Raw genomic sequence first — 14,979 nt, forward strand, 5'->3', positions numbered from 1 at the left:
CCCGGCGGCCTCCTTCAGGGGAGGCTGCCGGGCCCGTCGTCCGTCCGGCGTCAGTCGGCGGACCCGCCCGGGAGCGCGCCCTCGAGCAGCCGCACCGGGAGGTCCTCCTCGACGAGACCGCCGGAGACGTCGTCGCGGTGCAGTCTGCGGACCCGGGCACCGCGCTTCTCGCTCACAGCGTCCACGAGCTGTTGTGAGCGGTACAGCAGCCCTGTGCTGTCATCGGTGCAGTGCGTCTCGCCGAGCGTGCCCTCGGCCACGAGTCGCCGCAGCAGCGGCATCCGCGCCTCCTCGGAATCGCAGTGCACGCCGTTCGCCCAGGGGAGCATGCCGAGGCCGTCGGTCACCGGCGCGAGGTGAGGGCCGAAGGAGTCCGTCACCCCGCCCGTGTGCCAGCAGATCGAGCCCGCGGAGACGCCCGCGAGCACGACGCCCTCCTCCCACAGCTCCCGCATCACGCGGTCCAGGCCATGTGCCCGCCACACCGCGAGCAGGTTCACCACGGAGCCGCCGTTCACCCAGATCACGTCGAAGGACCGCAGGTAGGCGGGGATGTCCGCGACGTTCGGCGTGGAGAACAGCGAGAGGTGGTGGAGCTCGTACCGCGCTTCGCGGGCGGCCTCCTCCATGTCCCTCTGGAAGCGCGCGTCGTCGCCGGAGGCGGTCGAGACGTTGCAGATGCGGGGCGGGCCGGACGGGTCGTGCCATCCGTCCTCGGCGGCGAGCTCGGTCGCCAGGCGCATCATCGGCCCGAAGGCGAAGCGCAGGCGCCGATGGGGGACGCAGCCGGCGCTGGTCGCGAGGATGGTCGGTGCCGAGGCGGTCATGGGCCCAGCATGCCCGACCCGCGCGACGCGCGGGCCGGGTCAGGCCGCGGTGAGCACCGCGGCGTCGGCCGCCTCGAGGGCCGCGGTGAGCACGTCGCGGGAGGCGTGGGAGCCGAAGACGGCGCCGTCGGGCTCGAGGTGGCGGGCCTGGCCCAGTCCGTCCACGAGCACCGCGTCATAGCCCAGCCGGTCCAGGAGCGACGCGACCCGGGCGGCCGCGAACTCGTCGTCGGAGGCGATCGCGAGGGCGCGGCGATCGCTCGCCCCGGCCGGCCGCGGATGGTCCTCGACGTCGTGGTAGCCGATATGGTTCAGGGCCTTGGCGACGCGGCTCGCCACGAGGTGCGCCGCCACCAGCTCGCTGCTCGAGAGGTCGGCGCCGAAGCGCCCTCGCGCCTGCTCGATCGCCGCCAGGTCCTCGGGTCCCCAGGGGTTGGTCGCGTCGACGACGACCGCCCCTCGCAGGCGCTCGGGATCGAGGTCGAAGACGGCGTGGAACGGCATGGTGAGCACGACGACCTCCCCGGCCGACGGCGTGCGCAGTCCCGCCACGGCGCCGGGTATCCGCGCGCTCAGCGAGCGGGCGTCGCGGGAGGTCTCGACGTGCACGTGCAGCCCGCTGCGCACTGCCTGGCGAGCGATCGCGGTGCCGATCTTGCCGGCGCCCACGATGCCGACGTCATGCGCGGGGTGGCCGGCATCGGTGCTCGGAGCACCGGCGGCGACGGCCTCCGCCTCGGCGAGCAGGGTGCGGGCGAGGGCGTCGTTGCGTCGGAAGACGGGGGCGTCGGTGCGGGGGCGGGCGAAGGCACCGAGCGGGAACTCGGAGGTCGCCGGTCCGACGGCCCAGAGCCCCGGGACCGGCTCTCCCTCGGCGTCGAGCACCCGGCCCTCGCCGTCGGTGCGCAGTCGGCCCGGCGCATGGAGATCGCTCGCTCCGATGTCCGTGCCGAGGCGGCGCAGGAAGGAGTTCGAGGAGCCCTCGAGCGTGGGCGCCGGGAGGAACGCGTCCACGAGCGCGCGGGTCCGCACCCGTGCGCCGCCCGCGCCCTCGGCGACGAACTCGCCGGTCTCCTCGTCGGCCGTCACCTGCAGCCGCGGCCCGAGGAAGTGGAGGAGGCCGGCGCGCTCGAGGGCGAGGATCTGCTGGAGGCGGCGCGGCGGCGGACCCGAGCAGACGAAGCTGAACAGGGAGTGCCACAGCCCCGGGTAGCTGCCGCGCGAGGCGGGGGAGAGGCGCTCGGCGGGAAGCAGTCGGGCGAGGGCTCCCGTGATGCGCAGCAGCACCTGGAAGAGCGCGCGCGCCTGCGTCGGGTCCTCTCCTGTGCGCTCGCGCAGGTCGCTCTCGATGTGTCCGACGAGCACTTCACGGGTGCGGCGCAGCGCCTCGGCGTCGTCGTCGGGGGCCGCGCCATCGCTCGCGAAGAGCCCGACCAGCGGATCGTCGAGCGCAGTGAGCAGATCCCAGCCCTCGCTGTCCGTGCGGCCGAGAGCGACGCCGGGGACCGCATGGCGGATCTCGGCGGCGACCAGCGGCAGCACGGAGCGCTCGAAGTCGACGTGCCCTTCGGCGTCCTCTGCCGCGTTGAGCGCCTCCGGCGTCAGGTGCGCGAGGTCGGAGGGGCCGGCGGGGACGTCCTCCCCGCGCACCTTCGAGTGGAAGGGCGTGCCGCGGCGCGAGCCGAGCCACAGCACGGGCTCCTCGCCGGAGGGCTCGTACGAGAGCCGGTCCGGGTCGCCCGAGAGCGGAGCGGGGGAGAAGCTGCCGCCGCGGCCCTCGGCGAGCAGGGCGATGAGGTCCACCGCGCCCAGGCCCATCCCTCGCAGGATGACGTCCCGGCCCGCGGGCAGCGAGGCCAGGTCGACGCCGTCGGCGTGCGAGGGGGAGGCGTAGACGCCGCCGTGGCGGGCGGCGAAGTCATGGAGTTCCCGCTGCGCGGGGGTGGGGCGGGCGTCGGTGTGGCCGACGGTCACGAGCACGAGATTCGCCGTGAGCGAGGTGCCGTCGTCGAGCGTGACGCGCCAGGAGGCGCCGGACGGCGCGGTGCCCTCCGGTCCGCCGCGCTTCTCGATGCCGGTCGCGAGGCGGCGGTGGATGCGCACCTCGATGCTCTCCGGCAGGTCCGCGAGCACGCGGCCGAACACCCACTCGAGGTAGAGCGCCTGCACGCGGCGGCTCGGGAAGGACTCGGGAGTGAGCGCCTCGATCTCCGCGAGGCGCTCGGTGCCGGCCGTCGGGGCCGCGATGCTGCCCTCGCGGATGCCCTCGGCCCACTGCGCGAGGGAGGGGCCGGGGCGGACGGGGCCGTCGATGCTGGACGCCTCGTCCGTGAACATCGTCACGTCCATGGCGCGGGAGTTCATGAGCAGGAGCGGGCTCTCGTGCGCGTCCCAGATGCGTCCCGCACCCGGCGTGCTGGGGTCGACGAGGTCGATCCGCACGTGCGCGCCGGCGAACTCCGCGGCGTTCGCGCCGAGGCGTTCCAGCAGGCCAGAGGGCCGCGGGCCAGCGCCCACGACGACGATCCGCGCGCTGCTGGTGCTCATCGGCGCTCCCTTCTGTGTCGTGATGTGTCCGGTCGAGACGTCTCCGCTTGCCACAACTAAAGACTCGCTTATACGGTCCATAACTGCAACAGGGGTGTTACGTGCGTTCACACAGATCCACGCCATCCCGCAGCCGACGACCGTCGGCCCCGCCCCTCGACCGGAAGGCACAGCCGTGACCCTCACTGCACGCGACGCCGCATCCCGCACGCTCCGCACGAGCGGCGAGGAGTCCTGTGCCTCGGACATGCCCGGCCGGCCGGAGGACGACGGGGCCGAGGGCCGCTCGCTCGACGCGCTGGGCGCGGAGCAGATCGACCGGCTGCGCGTCGCCCCCGCCCGGCGGCCGGTGCGCCGCGTCGTCGTGGCCATCGTGGGCGTCCTCGTGCTCGCCGCGCTCGTCGCCATCGCCCTGAACCCGCGGTGGGAGTGGGGCGTGGTGGGCAGCTGGTTCCTCGCGCGGTCGATCATCCGCGGGCTCGGGGAGACGCTGAAGCTCACCGTCCTCTCGGGAGTGCTCGGATTCGGCCTGGGCCTCGTGCTCGCGCTCATGCGGCTCTCCGGCTCGCGGCTCGCCTCGGGCCTGTCCTGGACGTTCTCCTGGATCTTCCGCTCCACGCCGCTGCTGGTGCAGATGCTCATCTGGTTCAACCTCGGCTACCTCTACGACCGCATCGTGGTGGGCGTCCCCTTCACGGACCTCAGCCTGGTCGACGCCCGCACGGGCGATCTCATGACCCCGCTCGTCGCCGCCGTGCTGGGCCTGGGCCTGCACCAGGCGGCCTACGCCTCCGAGCTGATCCGCGGCGGCATCCTGTCGGTCGACGCCGGACAGGTCGAGGCAGCGAGCGCGCTCGGGATCCCCGCGCGCGACAGGAACCTGCGGATCGTGCTCCCGCAGGCCATGCGGGCGATCCTGCCCTCGGCGTTCAACGAGGTGATCGGCCTGGTCAAGGGCACGGCCATCGTCTACGTGATCGCCCACGCCGAGCTGTTCTTCACCGTGCAGCTGATCTACGGCCGCACCCAGCAGGTGCTGCCGATGCTCATGGTCGCGACCCTCTGGTACATCGTCATCACCTCGCTGCTGTCCATCGCCCAGTACTACATCGAGCGCCACTTCGCGAAGGGAGCCGTGCGCACGTTGCCGCCCACCCCGCTGCAGCGGCTGCGCGGCCAGTTCTCGAGCCTGCGCTCGAAGAGGACGGAGGTGCGCGCATGACCGCGCTCGGGACCATCTCGGAGACCACCGCCATCACGGCGCCCCGCGGAGGGTGCGTCGAGGTCCGTGCGGCCCACAAGTCCTACGGCGATCTCGAGGTGCTGCGAGGGGTCGACCTGACCGTCGAGCCCGGCACCGTCACCGCGATCCTCGGGCCCAGCGGCTCGGGGAAGTCGACGCTGCTGCGCACGCTCAACCATCTCGAGGCCCTGGACCGCGGCGTGGTCGCGATCGACGGCGAGATCATGGGCTACCGCCGCCGCGACGACCTGCTGCTCGAGCTGTCCGAGAAGGACGTGCTGCGCCAGCGCACCGAGGTGGGCATGGTGTTCCAGCAGTTCCACCTCTTCGGCCACATGACCGCGCTCCAGAACGTCGCCGAGGCGCCGCGCCGAGCGCTCGGCGTCCCCAAGCGCGAGGCGCTCGCGCGCGGCCGCGAACTGCTGGAGACCGTGGGACTGGCCGCGAAGGCCGACGTCTACCCGCGCCAGCTCTCCGGCGGCCAGCAGCAGCGCGTCGCGATCGCCCGCGCCCTCGCCCTGCGCCCCAAGGTGCTGCTCTTCGACGAGCCCACCTCGGCGCTCGACCCCGAGCTCGTCGAGGAGGTGCTCGCCGTGATCCGCGACCTCGCGAGCGCCGGCACCACCCTGCTCATCGTCACGCACGAGATCGCCTTCGCGCGCGACGTCGCCGACCACGTGGTCTTCATGGACGGCGGTCGCATCGTGGAGCAGGGGCCGCCCGAGCAGGTCATCGGCGCGCCCCGCCACGAGCGCACCCGCGGCTTCCTGCAGCGCATCCACGCCGCATGAGCGCCCGTCGCGGCCCGGGCCCCGTCGGCCCGTCCCCCACCCACGCCCCCACCGGAGACCCCATGACCCAGCATCCTGCCGACGCCCGTCGGCACCCACTCCCGCGCCGGAGGCTCCTCGCCGGGGCCGCCTCCCTGCCCGTCCTCGCCGCGCTCGCGGCGTGCGCCGATCCGACCACGGTGAGCAGCGCGGCGGGCTCGGGCGGCTCCGACGGGGGAGCCTCCGACGGCGGCTCGGGCGGCTCCTCGCCGATCGACACCTCCGGCACGCAGAAGAGGATCCGCACGACCATCGACGAGAAGCTCGCGAAGGCCGTTCCCGAGTCCTTCCGCAAGGACGGCAAGCTGACCGTCGCGACCACCGTGGTGGGCGGGCCGCCGCTGTGCTTCATGGCCGACGACAACAAGACCCCCATCGGGTCCGAGCCCGACATCGCCCAGCTCGCCGCCGACAAGCTCGGCCTCGACCTGGACCTGAAGATCACCAGCTGGGAGAACTGGCCGCTCAAACTGAAGGCGGGCGAGTTCGAGGTCGTCCATTCGAACGTCGGCATCAACGACGAGCGGCTGGAGACGTTCGACTTCGCCTCCTATCGGCGCGCCTTCATGACGTTCCTCGTGACGAAGGGCGCCGGCCTCGGGCTCGGCGAGCCCGACTCCGTGAGCGGCCGGGTGATCGCCGTGGGCAACGGGACCAACCAGGAGGCCCTGCTCATGCACTGGAACGAGGACCTGCAGAAGGACGGCAAGGACCCGGCCGAGCTCAAGAACTTCTCGAGCGACGCCGACGTGCTGCTCGCCCTCGGCGCCGGACGCATCGACGCCTACCTCGCCCCCTACGAGACCATGAGCTACGTGGCCTCCACCCGCGACGACGTCGAGACCCAGGGGAAGATCGACGAGCTCTCACCCGGGAAGACCCTGGTCGCCGCGACCTTCACGCGGGGCACCGGGATCGCCGAGGTCTACGCGAAGGCCCTCCAGGCCACGATCGACGAGGGCACCTACGCGAAGGTCCTGGACCGCTGGGGACTGACCGAAGAAGCGGTGACAGAGAGCCGTGCACACACCAAGGAGAACCCGTGATGACCACACCGCCCGTCCTGACCGTCGACCTGCCGAGCACGCCCGCTCGCCTGGGGGCCGTGCGCGACCTCGCCCGGGCGCTCGACGCGGCCGGCCTCGGCGCCCTCAGCATCAGCGGTGACGCCGAGCGCGGAGACCTCCACCCGATCCACGTCGCTTCGCACCTCGCCCCGCTCACCCGCGCCCTGTCGCTCGTGGTCCGCACCGACGCCGTGGACGTCGAGCCGTTCCATCTGGCCACCCAGCTCATGAGCCTCGACCACATCAGCGGCGGCCGCGCCGGCTGGCTCGTCGAGGCCCGCACCGACGACGAGGCCGCCCACGTCGTCGGACGCGAGGCCCTGGACCCCGAGGCGGCGCGCCGCGAGACCACGGACGTCGTCACCGTGGCCCGCCTGGTCTGGGACTCCTGGAGCGACGACGCCGTGGTGCGCGACGCCGAGACCGGCGTCTACGTCGATGCCGCGAAGCTGCAGTACGTCGACTTCGAGGGGGAGACCTTCTCCGTGCGCGGGCCCTCCATCACCCCGCGCTCCCCGCAGGGCCTGCTGCCGGTGCTCGTGGCGGACGCCGACCGCGCCGCGGTCGGCGACGTGGTCGCCGAGCAGCTGGCCGACGGCCGCGCCGTCGACGTCGTGCTCGACGCCGACGCGACCGCCCAGGAGATCGCGGGAACTGTCCGCGAGGCGCTCGGCGCGGCAGGGATCGTCGGCGCCGATCTCGACCCGACGTCCGCGGACGCGGCCCCGGAGGGCGCCGCCCCCACTGCGCCGCGCCTCGTGCGGCTCGTCGGTCTGCTCGGCCAGGAGGAACCCGCCGACGAGGAGTCGGAGCCGCACCCGATCGAGGCGGACGAGGACGCGTTCCGACCCGCCGAGCTCGCCTCGCGCGTGGCCGACGCCGCTGCGCAGCTCCGAGCCGACGGTCTCGTCGCCCCGGCCCCGGGCGCCGGTGCCACCCTGCGCGAGCAGTTCGGACTCCCGCGCCCCGACGTCACCATCGACCCCGCGCGCCGCTCGGACCGCGCCCGCACCGCCCAGAAGGAGACCGCTCGATGAGCAGCACCACCGCCGAGCAGACCACCGCCGGAGCCGCAGCCTCGCCCGCCGACTCCGCCCACCCCATCCACGCCGCGCACACCCCGAGCGGGACCATCCGCCTGGGCGTCTTCTTCCAGGGCGTGAACTCCTCGACCGCCTGGCGCGCGCCGGGCGCCGGCGACCAGGTCGCCTGGGAGTCCTTCGAGCGCCTCATCACGACCGCCGAGCGCGGCGTGTTCTCCGCCTTCTTCCTGGGGGAGGGGCTGCGCCTGCGCGAGCACCAGGGAGTGCCTCTCGAGTTCGACGTCGCGGGCCGTCCCGATGCGCAGACGCTGCTCGCGGCGCTCGCCTCGATCACGACGGACATCGGCCTGGTCGCCACTCAGAACACCACGTACAACGACCCGGTCGACCTCGCCCGGCGCCTGCAGAGCCTCGACCTGCTAAGCGACGGCCGCGCCGCCTGGAACATCGTCACCACCGACAACGCCTGGACCGGCGAGAACTTCCGCCGCGGCGGCTACATCGACCACGCCGAGCGGTACGAGCACGCCGAGGCCTTCGTCGACATCGCCCGACGGATCTGGCGCGGCGAGGACGTCGACCACGAGGGCCGCCACTACCACGTGCGCGCGAGCGGGAGGCTGCCGCGTTCGCGCCAGGGCGAGCCCGTGCTCTTCCAGGCCGGCGTCTCCCCGCAGGGGCGTGACTTCGCCGCCCGCACGGCCGACGTCATCTTCTCGCCCTTCGGCGATCTGGAACGCGCGATCGACTTCCGCCACGACATCGTCGAGCGCACGCTCGCCGCGGGCCGCTCGGCCGAGTCCGTGCAGATCTTCCCGGGGGCCGAGTTCATCCTGGCCGCGACCGACGCCGAGGCCGAGGACAAGCTGCGCTGGGTGCGCGAGCAGCAGGTGGGCCCGCAGCAGGCGATCGCGCTGCTCGAGCAGTACTGGGGCCGCGACCTCACCGACTACGACCCCGACGGGCCGCTGCCCGACGTGGACCCCCTGGTCGTCGAGTCCGGCGTCACCCGAGGTGCCGGGTTCCAGTTCGAGAAGGCCCAGGAGCTCACGCGCGCCTGGCGCGAGGAGGCCGCCCAGAAGGGGCTGTCGATCCTCGAGTTCGCGCGCTCGCGCCAGGGCTCGCGCGGCAGCAGCTTCACCGGCTCCTACGACTCGGTCGCCGAGCAGCTCGCCGAGTACGCCCGGTGGGGAGCGATCGACGGGCTGAACATCACCCCGTGGCTGGTCCCCGGAGGCCTCGACGACGTCGTCGACGAGCTCGTGCCCCGCCTCCAGGAGCGCGGCGTCTACCCGACCGAGTACGCGGGGACGACGCTGCGCGAGAACCTCGGACTGCCCGCGCTCGCGTGAGGTGACGAGGGACGCCCGGGGGAGGTGGTCGGCGGCGCGCTCACGCCCGACGCAGTCGGACCGCGCGCCAGCCGAACTCCTCTGCGCCCTCCGTGTGGGAGGCGCTGTCGTCGAGGAAGGCGACGGCGCCCCGGGGGACGGGGCGGCCGAGCACGCGTTCGATGCGTGCGTGGGCGACGACGAATGCGGCGGGATCGGGCTTGGCCTCGCCGAGCTCGGCCGTGTTCAGGACCCGCTCACCGCGGGGATCGAGGAGAGCGCTGAAGCGCCGCGGCGGTGAGTGGGCAGGATCCTCGTGGGCGCGCAGTCCCTCCAGCTCCTCGCGCACCCTGTCGGTGCCGTTGGTGAGCACGAAGACGTCGATCCCCTCCCGCTGCGCGTCCCGCAGCAGGTCGAGGACGTCCGTGTCGAGCCGGCCGCGGTCGTCCGCCCAGGTGGCGATGGCACGGCGGGCCCGAGCGGCGGGGACGCCCTGGTCACGGAGCGTGGAGAGGATGGACTCCCGCCAGTCCGCATGGGTGGCGCGACCGCGCGTCACGTCCTCGAGCAGCGGGTCGCGCAGCACCGCGCGGAAGGCGGAGCCCTGGGGGAGTCCGAGCTGCTCGTCGAGCGCCGTCCAGGGCGTCGTGTCGAAGACGCGCAGGACCCCGTCGAGGTCGCTCACCGCGACCTGGACGTCGCCCTCGGCGAGGAGGGCGCGATAGTCAGCGAGTGCGTCGACCATCGACTCAGCGTACGTGGCGCGACGCATCGGACCGGCCCCGGACGCACGGAAGCCCCCACCGTCTCCGATGGGGGCTCCGACGGGGAATCCCGAGGGATGGCCTGGCCGCGAGGGCCGAGCGCGTCCTGCTCAGGCGCCGACCTTCTGCACCTTGCCGGCCTTGAGGCAGGAGGTGCAGACGCTCAGGCGCGTGGGGGTGCCGTTGATCACGGTGCGCACGGTCTGGATGTTCGGGTTCCAGCGGCGCGAGGTGCGGCGGTGCGAGTGGGACACGCTCTTGCCGAAGCTCGGGCCCTTGGCGCAGATGTCACACGTGGAAGCCACTGTCGTCTCCTGAAGATCGAATCGTTGCGGGTGCCTCGCCCGCCGGACGCGCCCCGGCCGACGCTCGATCGTCGGAGGGTTCGCATACCGTGGTCGACCACAGGAAGAGCGGCCGCGCAAGGCAACCCCGACAGCATAGCCCACGGCTGCCGGGCGCCGGAAGCGCGGAGAGCGCCGAGCGCTGTGGATTCAGACACAGCCTCCCGTGCAGGTGGCACCATTGTCCCGCACGCATCCGTGCAGGCGAGGGCCGGTGACGGGAGTCAGTGGCAGGGCAGGGCAGGGAACGGGGAGAAGGACGTCGCACCATGAACGCTGACGCGAGCGGCACCGGCCGCACGGCGCGCGCGCCGCGCCGCTCCTCCGGCGTGCCTGAGCTCTCCGAGCTCCTCACGGCCGCCGAGCTGCGGGCCGTCCACGCGCAGGGCGCGGAGGACCTCGACGACATGCTCCGCCTGACGCCGCTGCGCTACATCGTCCCCGGCGAGCTCCGCGACCTGGGTGCGCTGCGCGAAGGGGACGACGCCACGGTGATCGTCCGCGTCGTCGGCTCGCAGGCCCGCCGCATGAAGCGCAGGCCCGGCTCGGTCCTCGAGGTCCGCGTCGCCGACGAGAACGCGCAGCTCACCCTCACGTTCTTCCTGCCCAAGGACCACATCGTGCGCTGGCACCAGGAGCACCTCGCACCCGGCGCCTGCATCGCCGTGTTCGGCACGGTCCACTTCGACCCCCGCTTCCACCAGGGCGCCCCGCAGATCACGAATCCCCGCTACGAGCCGTACGACGGGAGCGCGGAGGCGCGGGCGCGGCTGATGCGGCCGGTCCCCGTCTACCGTCTGCGCAAGAAGGCCAAGCAGGCCACGCTGCGCTCGGCGTACAAGAAGGCCGTCGAGTTCGCCGACCAGCTCACCACGATCCTCCCGCCCACCGTGCGCGCCGCCGAGCACCTGCCCACGCTGCCCGAGGCCATGCGCCTCATCCACACCCCGCAGGACATGGCCGAGACCGAGCGCGGCACGAGGCACCTCGTCTTCGAGGAGGCCTTCATCCTGCAGACGATCTTCGCGCAGCGCCGTGCCTTCGACGCGCGCACGCCCGCGCCCGCCCTCGGCGCGAGCGGCCCGCTGCAGCCCCTGCTCGACGAGCGTCTGCCCTTCACGCTCACCGCGAGCCAGGCCGAGGTGGGGGAGGCGATCCGCCACGAGCTCGCGCGCTCGCGGCCCACGAACGTGCTGCTCCAGGGCGACGTCGGCTCGGGGAAGACCGTGGTCGCGCTGCGGGCCATGCTTCAGGCCGTGGACTCGGGCCACCAGGCGGTCCTTCTCGCCCCCACCGAGGTCCTCGCCGAGCAGCACCACCGCACCATCCTGAACCTCCTGGGCGACCTGGGGCGCGCCGATCACATGCACGCCCATCCCGACGCCACGCGCGTGCGCCTGCTCACCGGCTCGCAGTCCGTCGCCGACCGCCGGCGCACCCTGCTCGACGTCACCAGCGGCGAGGCCGGGATCATCGTCGGCACCCATGCGCTGCTCACGGAGTCCGTCGAGTACGCGGCGCTCGGCCTCGTCGTGATCGACGAGCAGCACCGCTTCGGCGTGGACCACCGCAGGCGGCTGCGCACCAAGGGGGCCGACGGCAAGAACCCCCACGTCATCGTCATGACCGCGACGCCGATCCCGCGCACCGCGGCGCTCGCGACCGCCGGAGACCTCGACGTCCTCAGCCTCACCCAGAGCCCGAGCGGCCGCCCCGGCATCACCACCCACGTCGTCCACGAGGAGGACCCGGCGTGGGAGACGCGCATGTGGGCGCGCACCGCCGAGGAGATCGGCGCCGGCCGCCAGGCGTTCGTGGTCTGCGCGCGGATCGACGAGCGCGAGGAGGGGTCGGACCTCGAGATCATGGGCGAGGTGTTCGAGGGCGTCGCCAGCGCGACCGACCCGGGGCTCGAGGCGCGCGGCGTCACCCAGACGGCCGAGCGCCTGGCCCGTCGGCCCCAGCTGCGCGACGCGCGCATCGGCGTCATGCACGGGCGGCTCTCCGCCCAGGAGAAGCAGGACGTCATGGACGCCATGGTCGCCGGGGAGCTCGATCTCCTGGTCGCGACGACCGTCATCGAGGTGGGCGTGGATCTGCCCAACGCCTCCGTGATGGTCGTGATGGACGCCGAGCGCTTCGGCATCTCCCAGCTGCACCAGCTGCGCGGGCGCATCGGCCGCGGCGAGCACCCCGGCATCGCCTTCTTCGACACCCGCACCCCGCACGGCTCGGAGACGTCAGAGCTGCTCACCAAGATCGCCGCGACGACCGACGGCTTCGAGCTCGCCGAGATCGACATGCGCCGTCGCGGAACGGGCGATCTGGTGGGGGAGGAGCAGTCCGGTCTGCACCGCACCCTGGAGCACCTGGACGTGCTGCGCGACGAGAAGATCATCGCGCGTGCCCGTGGCATCGCCTTCGACCTGGTCGCGGGCGATGTCGACCTCGAGGACCATCCGCAGCTCGCAGCGGCCGTCGAGCGCCGCCTGCGTGACGCCGACCCGAACGTGGAGAGGAGCTGAGATGCCCCGCATCATCGCCGGCGAGCTGGGCGGACGCACCATCCCCGGGCCCCTGGGGAAGGGCACGCGCCCCACGTCCGACAGGGTCCGCGAGGCGCTCTTCTCCCGGCTCGAGGGCTGGGACGCCCTGCGCGGTGCGCGCGTGCTCGACCTGTTCGCCGGCACGGGAGCGCTCGCCTTCGAGGCGCTCTCGCGCGGCGCCGAGTCGGCGCTGCTGGTGGAGATGCACGGGCCGACGGCACGACAGCTCGGCACGACCGCGGAGCGACTCGGCCTCGCCGCGCGCTGCACGATGCGCACCGGGAAGGCCGAACAGGCTGCGGCGCAGCTCGCGGAGGCCGGCGCGCCGGTCGATGGGGGATTCTCGCTCGTGATGCTCGACCCGCCCTACGACCTGCCCACCGAGGCGCTCGAGCAGCTGCTGCGCGTGCTGCGCCCGGCGCTCGCGGACGACGCGCTCGTGGTGATCGAGCGCTCGAGCCGCTCCCTTCCGCTCTCCTGGCCAGGGGGCTGGGCGGACGACGGCACCAGGACCTACGGCGAGACCGTGCTGCAGTACGGGGGCCCTGCGACCGATTGACCGGGCGGGCCCGGTCAGCGGGACATGCGGATCTCCCGGAGGTCCTCCAGGGAGGGATCGACCTTCGCGCCGCCGTCGGCCCGGAAGCCGACCTTCTCGTAGAAGCGGCGGGCGCGCGGATTGTCCTCGACCACCCACAGGTAGGCGGACCGATCGCCCAGCAGCTCCGCGACCAGCGCCTGCGCCAGACCGGTGCCGTGGAACTCGCGGCCCACGTTGAGGGCCTGCAGCTCGAGCGGATGCGGAGCATCCTCGTCCCGGCCGGTGCCGATCATGAGGAATCCGACGGGAACCCCCTCGGCGTCACGGCCGATCCGCAGGCGCTCGCGAACAGTCCGTTCGCGCTCGGGATCGAGCATCCGGCGCCACATGGTGCGGCGCCGGCCGAGGGAGACGTCGTCGTAGGCGAAGGACGGCACGATCCCCGTGTACGCCTCGCGCCACACCCTCGTGTGCAGGGCGGCGAGGGCGTCGGCATCGGCGAGGATCGGCACGTCGATCGTGAACTCGGGCCGTGCGGGCGGGGTCGGGTCCGGGGATTCGCGCATGGGCGCCAGTATGGCGCGCGCGCCTCTCCCGTCGTCAGCCCCAGTTCTTCTCGTCGGTCAGGCAGAAGAAGTGCCCGGCCGGGTCCTGCAGCACGATCCAGGTGTCGCCGGGCTGGGGCTCGACCCGGGTGGCGCCGAGCTCGACGCAGCGCTCCGCCGCGGCCTGCGGGTCGGAGGCGGCGAGGTCGAGGTGGAACTGCTTGCGGCCGTCGTCCGGCCAGGTCGGGCGCACGTGGTCGGGGATGCGGCCGATGCCGAGGGCTCCGGAGGGGCCGGTCAGCATCGCGTAGTCCTCGGTGAGCACGGCGATCGGCCATCCCAGCACCGCGGACCAGAAGCGGGCCTCCGGCTCGGTCTCGGAGGCGTCGAGAGTCGTCATGGCAAGGCGTGCAACAGCGGTGTCGTCCATGGGTGGAAGACTGCCGCCATGGGCACGGACGCCGATAGGACGAAGGCGACACCTCCGCACATGTACGGCCATGTGCTGCGCCCCGAGGAGCTCCTGCAGCGGGCGCGCTACGACTTCGCCCGGCCCTGTGCCGCGCTGCGACCCTGGGTGGAGCGGTATTGGTCGGTCCGCTGGGACCTGGAGGACGGGGAGGTCTTCCCGGTCGCGACCCTCGACGACCCGTCGATCAACCTCACCGTCGAGCGCGGCGGCGCGCAGCGGGACGGCACGGACGCGGCGGGCACCACGGTGGGAGCGGGTGTCTGGATCACCGGGCCCGTGACCCGGGGGCGCTTCGACGTGCGACTGACCGGCAGCGGCAGCGTGGTGGGCGTGAAGTTCGCGCTCGGCGGGACGCGCGCCTTCGCGACGCAGGACCTGCGTGCGCTGCGCGATCGCACCATCCCTGCCGAGCAGTGGTTCGGCGGGGCCGCGGTGCACCTGGCCGACGGCGACCCGTCGGGCGCCCTGCCCCACGATGCGGCGTCCGCGTCCGCGCGTCTCGACGCGTGGCTCCTCGCACGGGGCCCGGAGGAGCCGCCCGACGCCCCGACGCTGCGTCGCCTCCTGGGCATCATCGACGATTCGGCGACGCACTCGCTGGCTGATCTGGAGCGTCGCAGCGGCGTATCGACGCGCACGCTCCAGCGGCTGTTCGACCGAGGACTGGGTGTCGGTGTGAAGCGGATGCTCGTGCGAGCCCGGGTGATAGACGCGACGGCCGCGCTCGATCGCGGAGACCCGCGCTCGCTGAGCGACATCGCCACCGCTCTGGGCTGGTTCGACCAGTCGCACTTCATCCGCGACTTCCGGTCCCTCACCGGCGAGACCCCTGCCCGCTACGCCCGGCGGGTCTCCGGCTGACCCGCCGCCCCGCACCCA

14 protein-coding genes are annotated in these 14,979 nt (G+C 73.2%); 8 read left to right on the plus strand and 6 right to left on the minus strand.

The window, feature by feature from the left end:
• Positions 1-50: 50 nt before the first annotated feature.
• Both ACFQ53_RS08045 and ACFQ53_RS08050 read right to left on the minus strand, forming a co-directional pair.
• A complete protein-coding gene (locus ACFQ53_RS08045) occupies positions 51-827 on the minus strand; it encodes a Type 1 glutamine amidotransferase-like domain-containing protein (protein WP_377857850.1) in 777 nt (258 codons plus the stop codon).
• A gap of 39 nt (positions 828-866) precedes the next feature.
• Positions 867-3,374 (minus strand): FAD/NAD(P)-binding protein, encoded by a 2,508-nt coding sequence (locus ACFQ53_RS08050; protein ID WP_377857853.1) that lies wholly within the window; start codon positions 3,372-3,374, stop codon positions 867-869.
• Positions 3,375-3,549: 175 nt separating this feature from the next.
• Here ACFQ53_RS08050 and ACFQ53_RS08055 point away from each other — a divergent pair, with 175 nt between their 5' ends.
• The 5 genes from ACFQ53_RS08055 (at position 3,550) to ACFQ53_RS08075 (ending at position 8,909) form a co-directional block, all read left to right on the plus strand.
• Complete coding sequence (locus ACFQ53_RS08055) at positions 3,550-4,596, plus strand: amino acid ABC transporter permease (RefSeq protein WP_377857856.1); 1,047 nt, start codon at positions 3,550-3,552, stop codon at positions 4,594-4,596.
• On the plus strand, positions 4,593-5,408 hold the full coding sequence (locus tag ACFQ53_RS08060) for an amino acid ABC transporter ATP-binding protein (protein WP_377857859.1): 816 nt from the start codon (positions 4,593-4,595) through the stop codon (positions 5,406-5,408). Before ACFQ53_RS08055 ends, ACFQ53_RS08060 begins: the two co-directional genes overlap by 4 nt.
• 62 nt (positions 5,409-5,470) lie before the next feature.
• Positions 5,471-6,493 (plus strand): transporter substrate-binding domain-containing protein, encoded by a 1,023-nt coding sequence (locus ACFQ53_RS08065; protein ID WP_377857862.1) that lies wholly within the window; start codon positions 5,471-5,473, stop codon positions 6,491-6,493.
• Positions 6,493-7,551 (plus strand): LLM class flavin-dependent oxidoreductase, encoded by a 1,059-nt coding sequence (locus tag ACFQ53_RS08070; RefSeq protein ID WP_377857865.1) that lies wholly within the window; start codon positions 6,493-6,495, stop codon positions 7,549-7,551. The genes ACFQ53_RS08065 and ACFQ53_RS08070 overlap by 1 nt, the downstream gene beginning before the upstream one ends.
• Positions 7,548-8,909 (plus strand): LLM class flavin-dependent oxidoreductase, encoded by a 1,362-nt coding sequence (locus tag ACFQ53_RS08075; RefSeq protein ID WP_377857868.1) that lies wholly within the window; start codon positions 7,548-7,550, stop codon positions 8,907-8,909. The genes ACFQ53_RS08070 and ACFQ53_RS08075 overlap by 4 nt, the downstream gene beginning before the upstream one ends.
• Positions 8,910-8,949: 40 nt before the next feature.
• Here ACFQ53_RS08075 and ACFQ53_RS08080 read toward each other — a convergent pair whose 3' ends face one another.
• A complete protein-coding gene (locus ACFQ53_RS08080; RefSeq protein ID WP_377857871.1) occupies positions 8,950-9,633 on the minus strand; it encodes an HAD family hydrolase in 684 nt (227 codons plus the stop codon).
• A 129-nt stretch (positions 9,634-9,762) separates the two neighbouring features.
• Positions 9,763-9,957: a 50S ribosomal protein L28 gene (rpmB, locus tag ACFQ53_RS08085; protein WP_152352778.1), complete on the minus strand. Its 195-nt coding sequence runs from the start codon at positions 9,955-9,957 to the stop codon at positions 9,763-9,765.
• A gap of 308 nt (positions 9,958-10,265) precedes the next feature.
• On the opposite strand from rpmB, the gene ACFQ53_RS08090 reads away from it, so the two are divergent.
• Both ACFQ53_RS08090 and ACFQ53_RS08095 read left to right on the plus strand, forming a co-directional pair.
• A complete protein-coding gene (locus ACFQ53_RS08090) occupies positions 10,266-12,521 on the plus strand; it encodes an ATP-dependent DNA helicase RecG (RefSeq protein ID WP_377857874.1) in 2,256 nt (751 codons plus the stop codon).
• Position 12,522: 1 nt separating this feature from the next.
• Positions 12,523-13,101, plus strand: coding sequence for an RsmD family RNA methyltransferase (locus ACFQ53_RS08095; protein ID WP_377857877.1), 579 nt, complete (start codon positions 12,523-12,525; stop codon positions 13,099-13,101).
• Positions 13,102-13,115: 14 nt separating this feature from the next.
• On the opposite strand, the gene ACFQ53_RS08100 is transcribed toward ACFQ53_RS08095, so the two are convergent.
• Positions 13,116-13,649 carry a GNAT family N-acetyltransferase gene (locus ACFQ53_RS08100; RefSeq protein ID WP_377857880.1) on the minus strand — a complete coding sequence of 178 codons (534 nt, stop codon included), beginning with the start codon at positions 13,647-13,649 and terminating at the stop codon, positions 13,116-13,118.
• 34 nt (positions 13,650-13,683) lie between these two features.
• Positions 13,684-14,058 carry a VOC family protein gene (locus ACFQ53_RS08105; RefSeq protein WP_377857883.1) on the minus strand — a complete coding sequence of 125 codons (375 nt, stop codon included), beginning with the start codon at positions 14,056-14,058 and terminating at the stop codon, positions 13,684-13,686.
• Positions 14,059-14,076: 18 nt separating this feature from the next.
• Between ACFQ53_RS08105 and ACFQ53_RS08110 the strand changes: the two genes are divergently transcribed.
• Positions 14,077-14,961: a helix-turn-helix domain-containing protein gene (locus ACFQ53_RS08110; protein WP_377857886.1), complete on the plus strand. Its 885-nt coding sequence runs from the start codon at positions 14,077-14,079 to the stop codon at positions 14,959-14,961.
• Positions 14,962-14,979: the final 18 nt, after the last annotated feature.

Source organism: Brachybacterium sp. NPDC056505, assembly GCF_042794925.1.
Classification (GTDB): domain Bacteria; phylum Actinomycetota; class Actinomycetes; order Actinomycetales; family Dermabacteraceae; genus Brachybacterium; species Brachybacterium kimchii.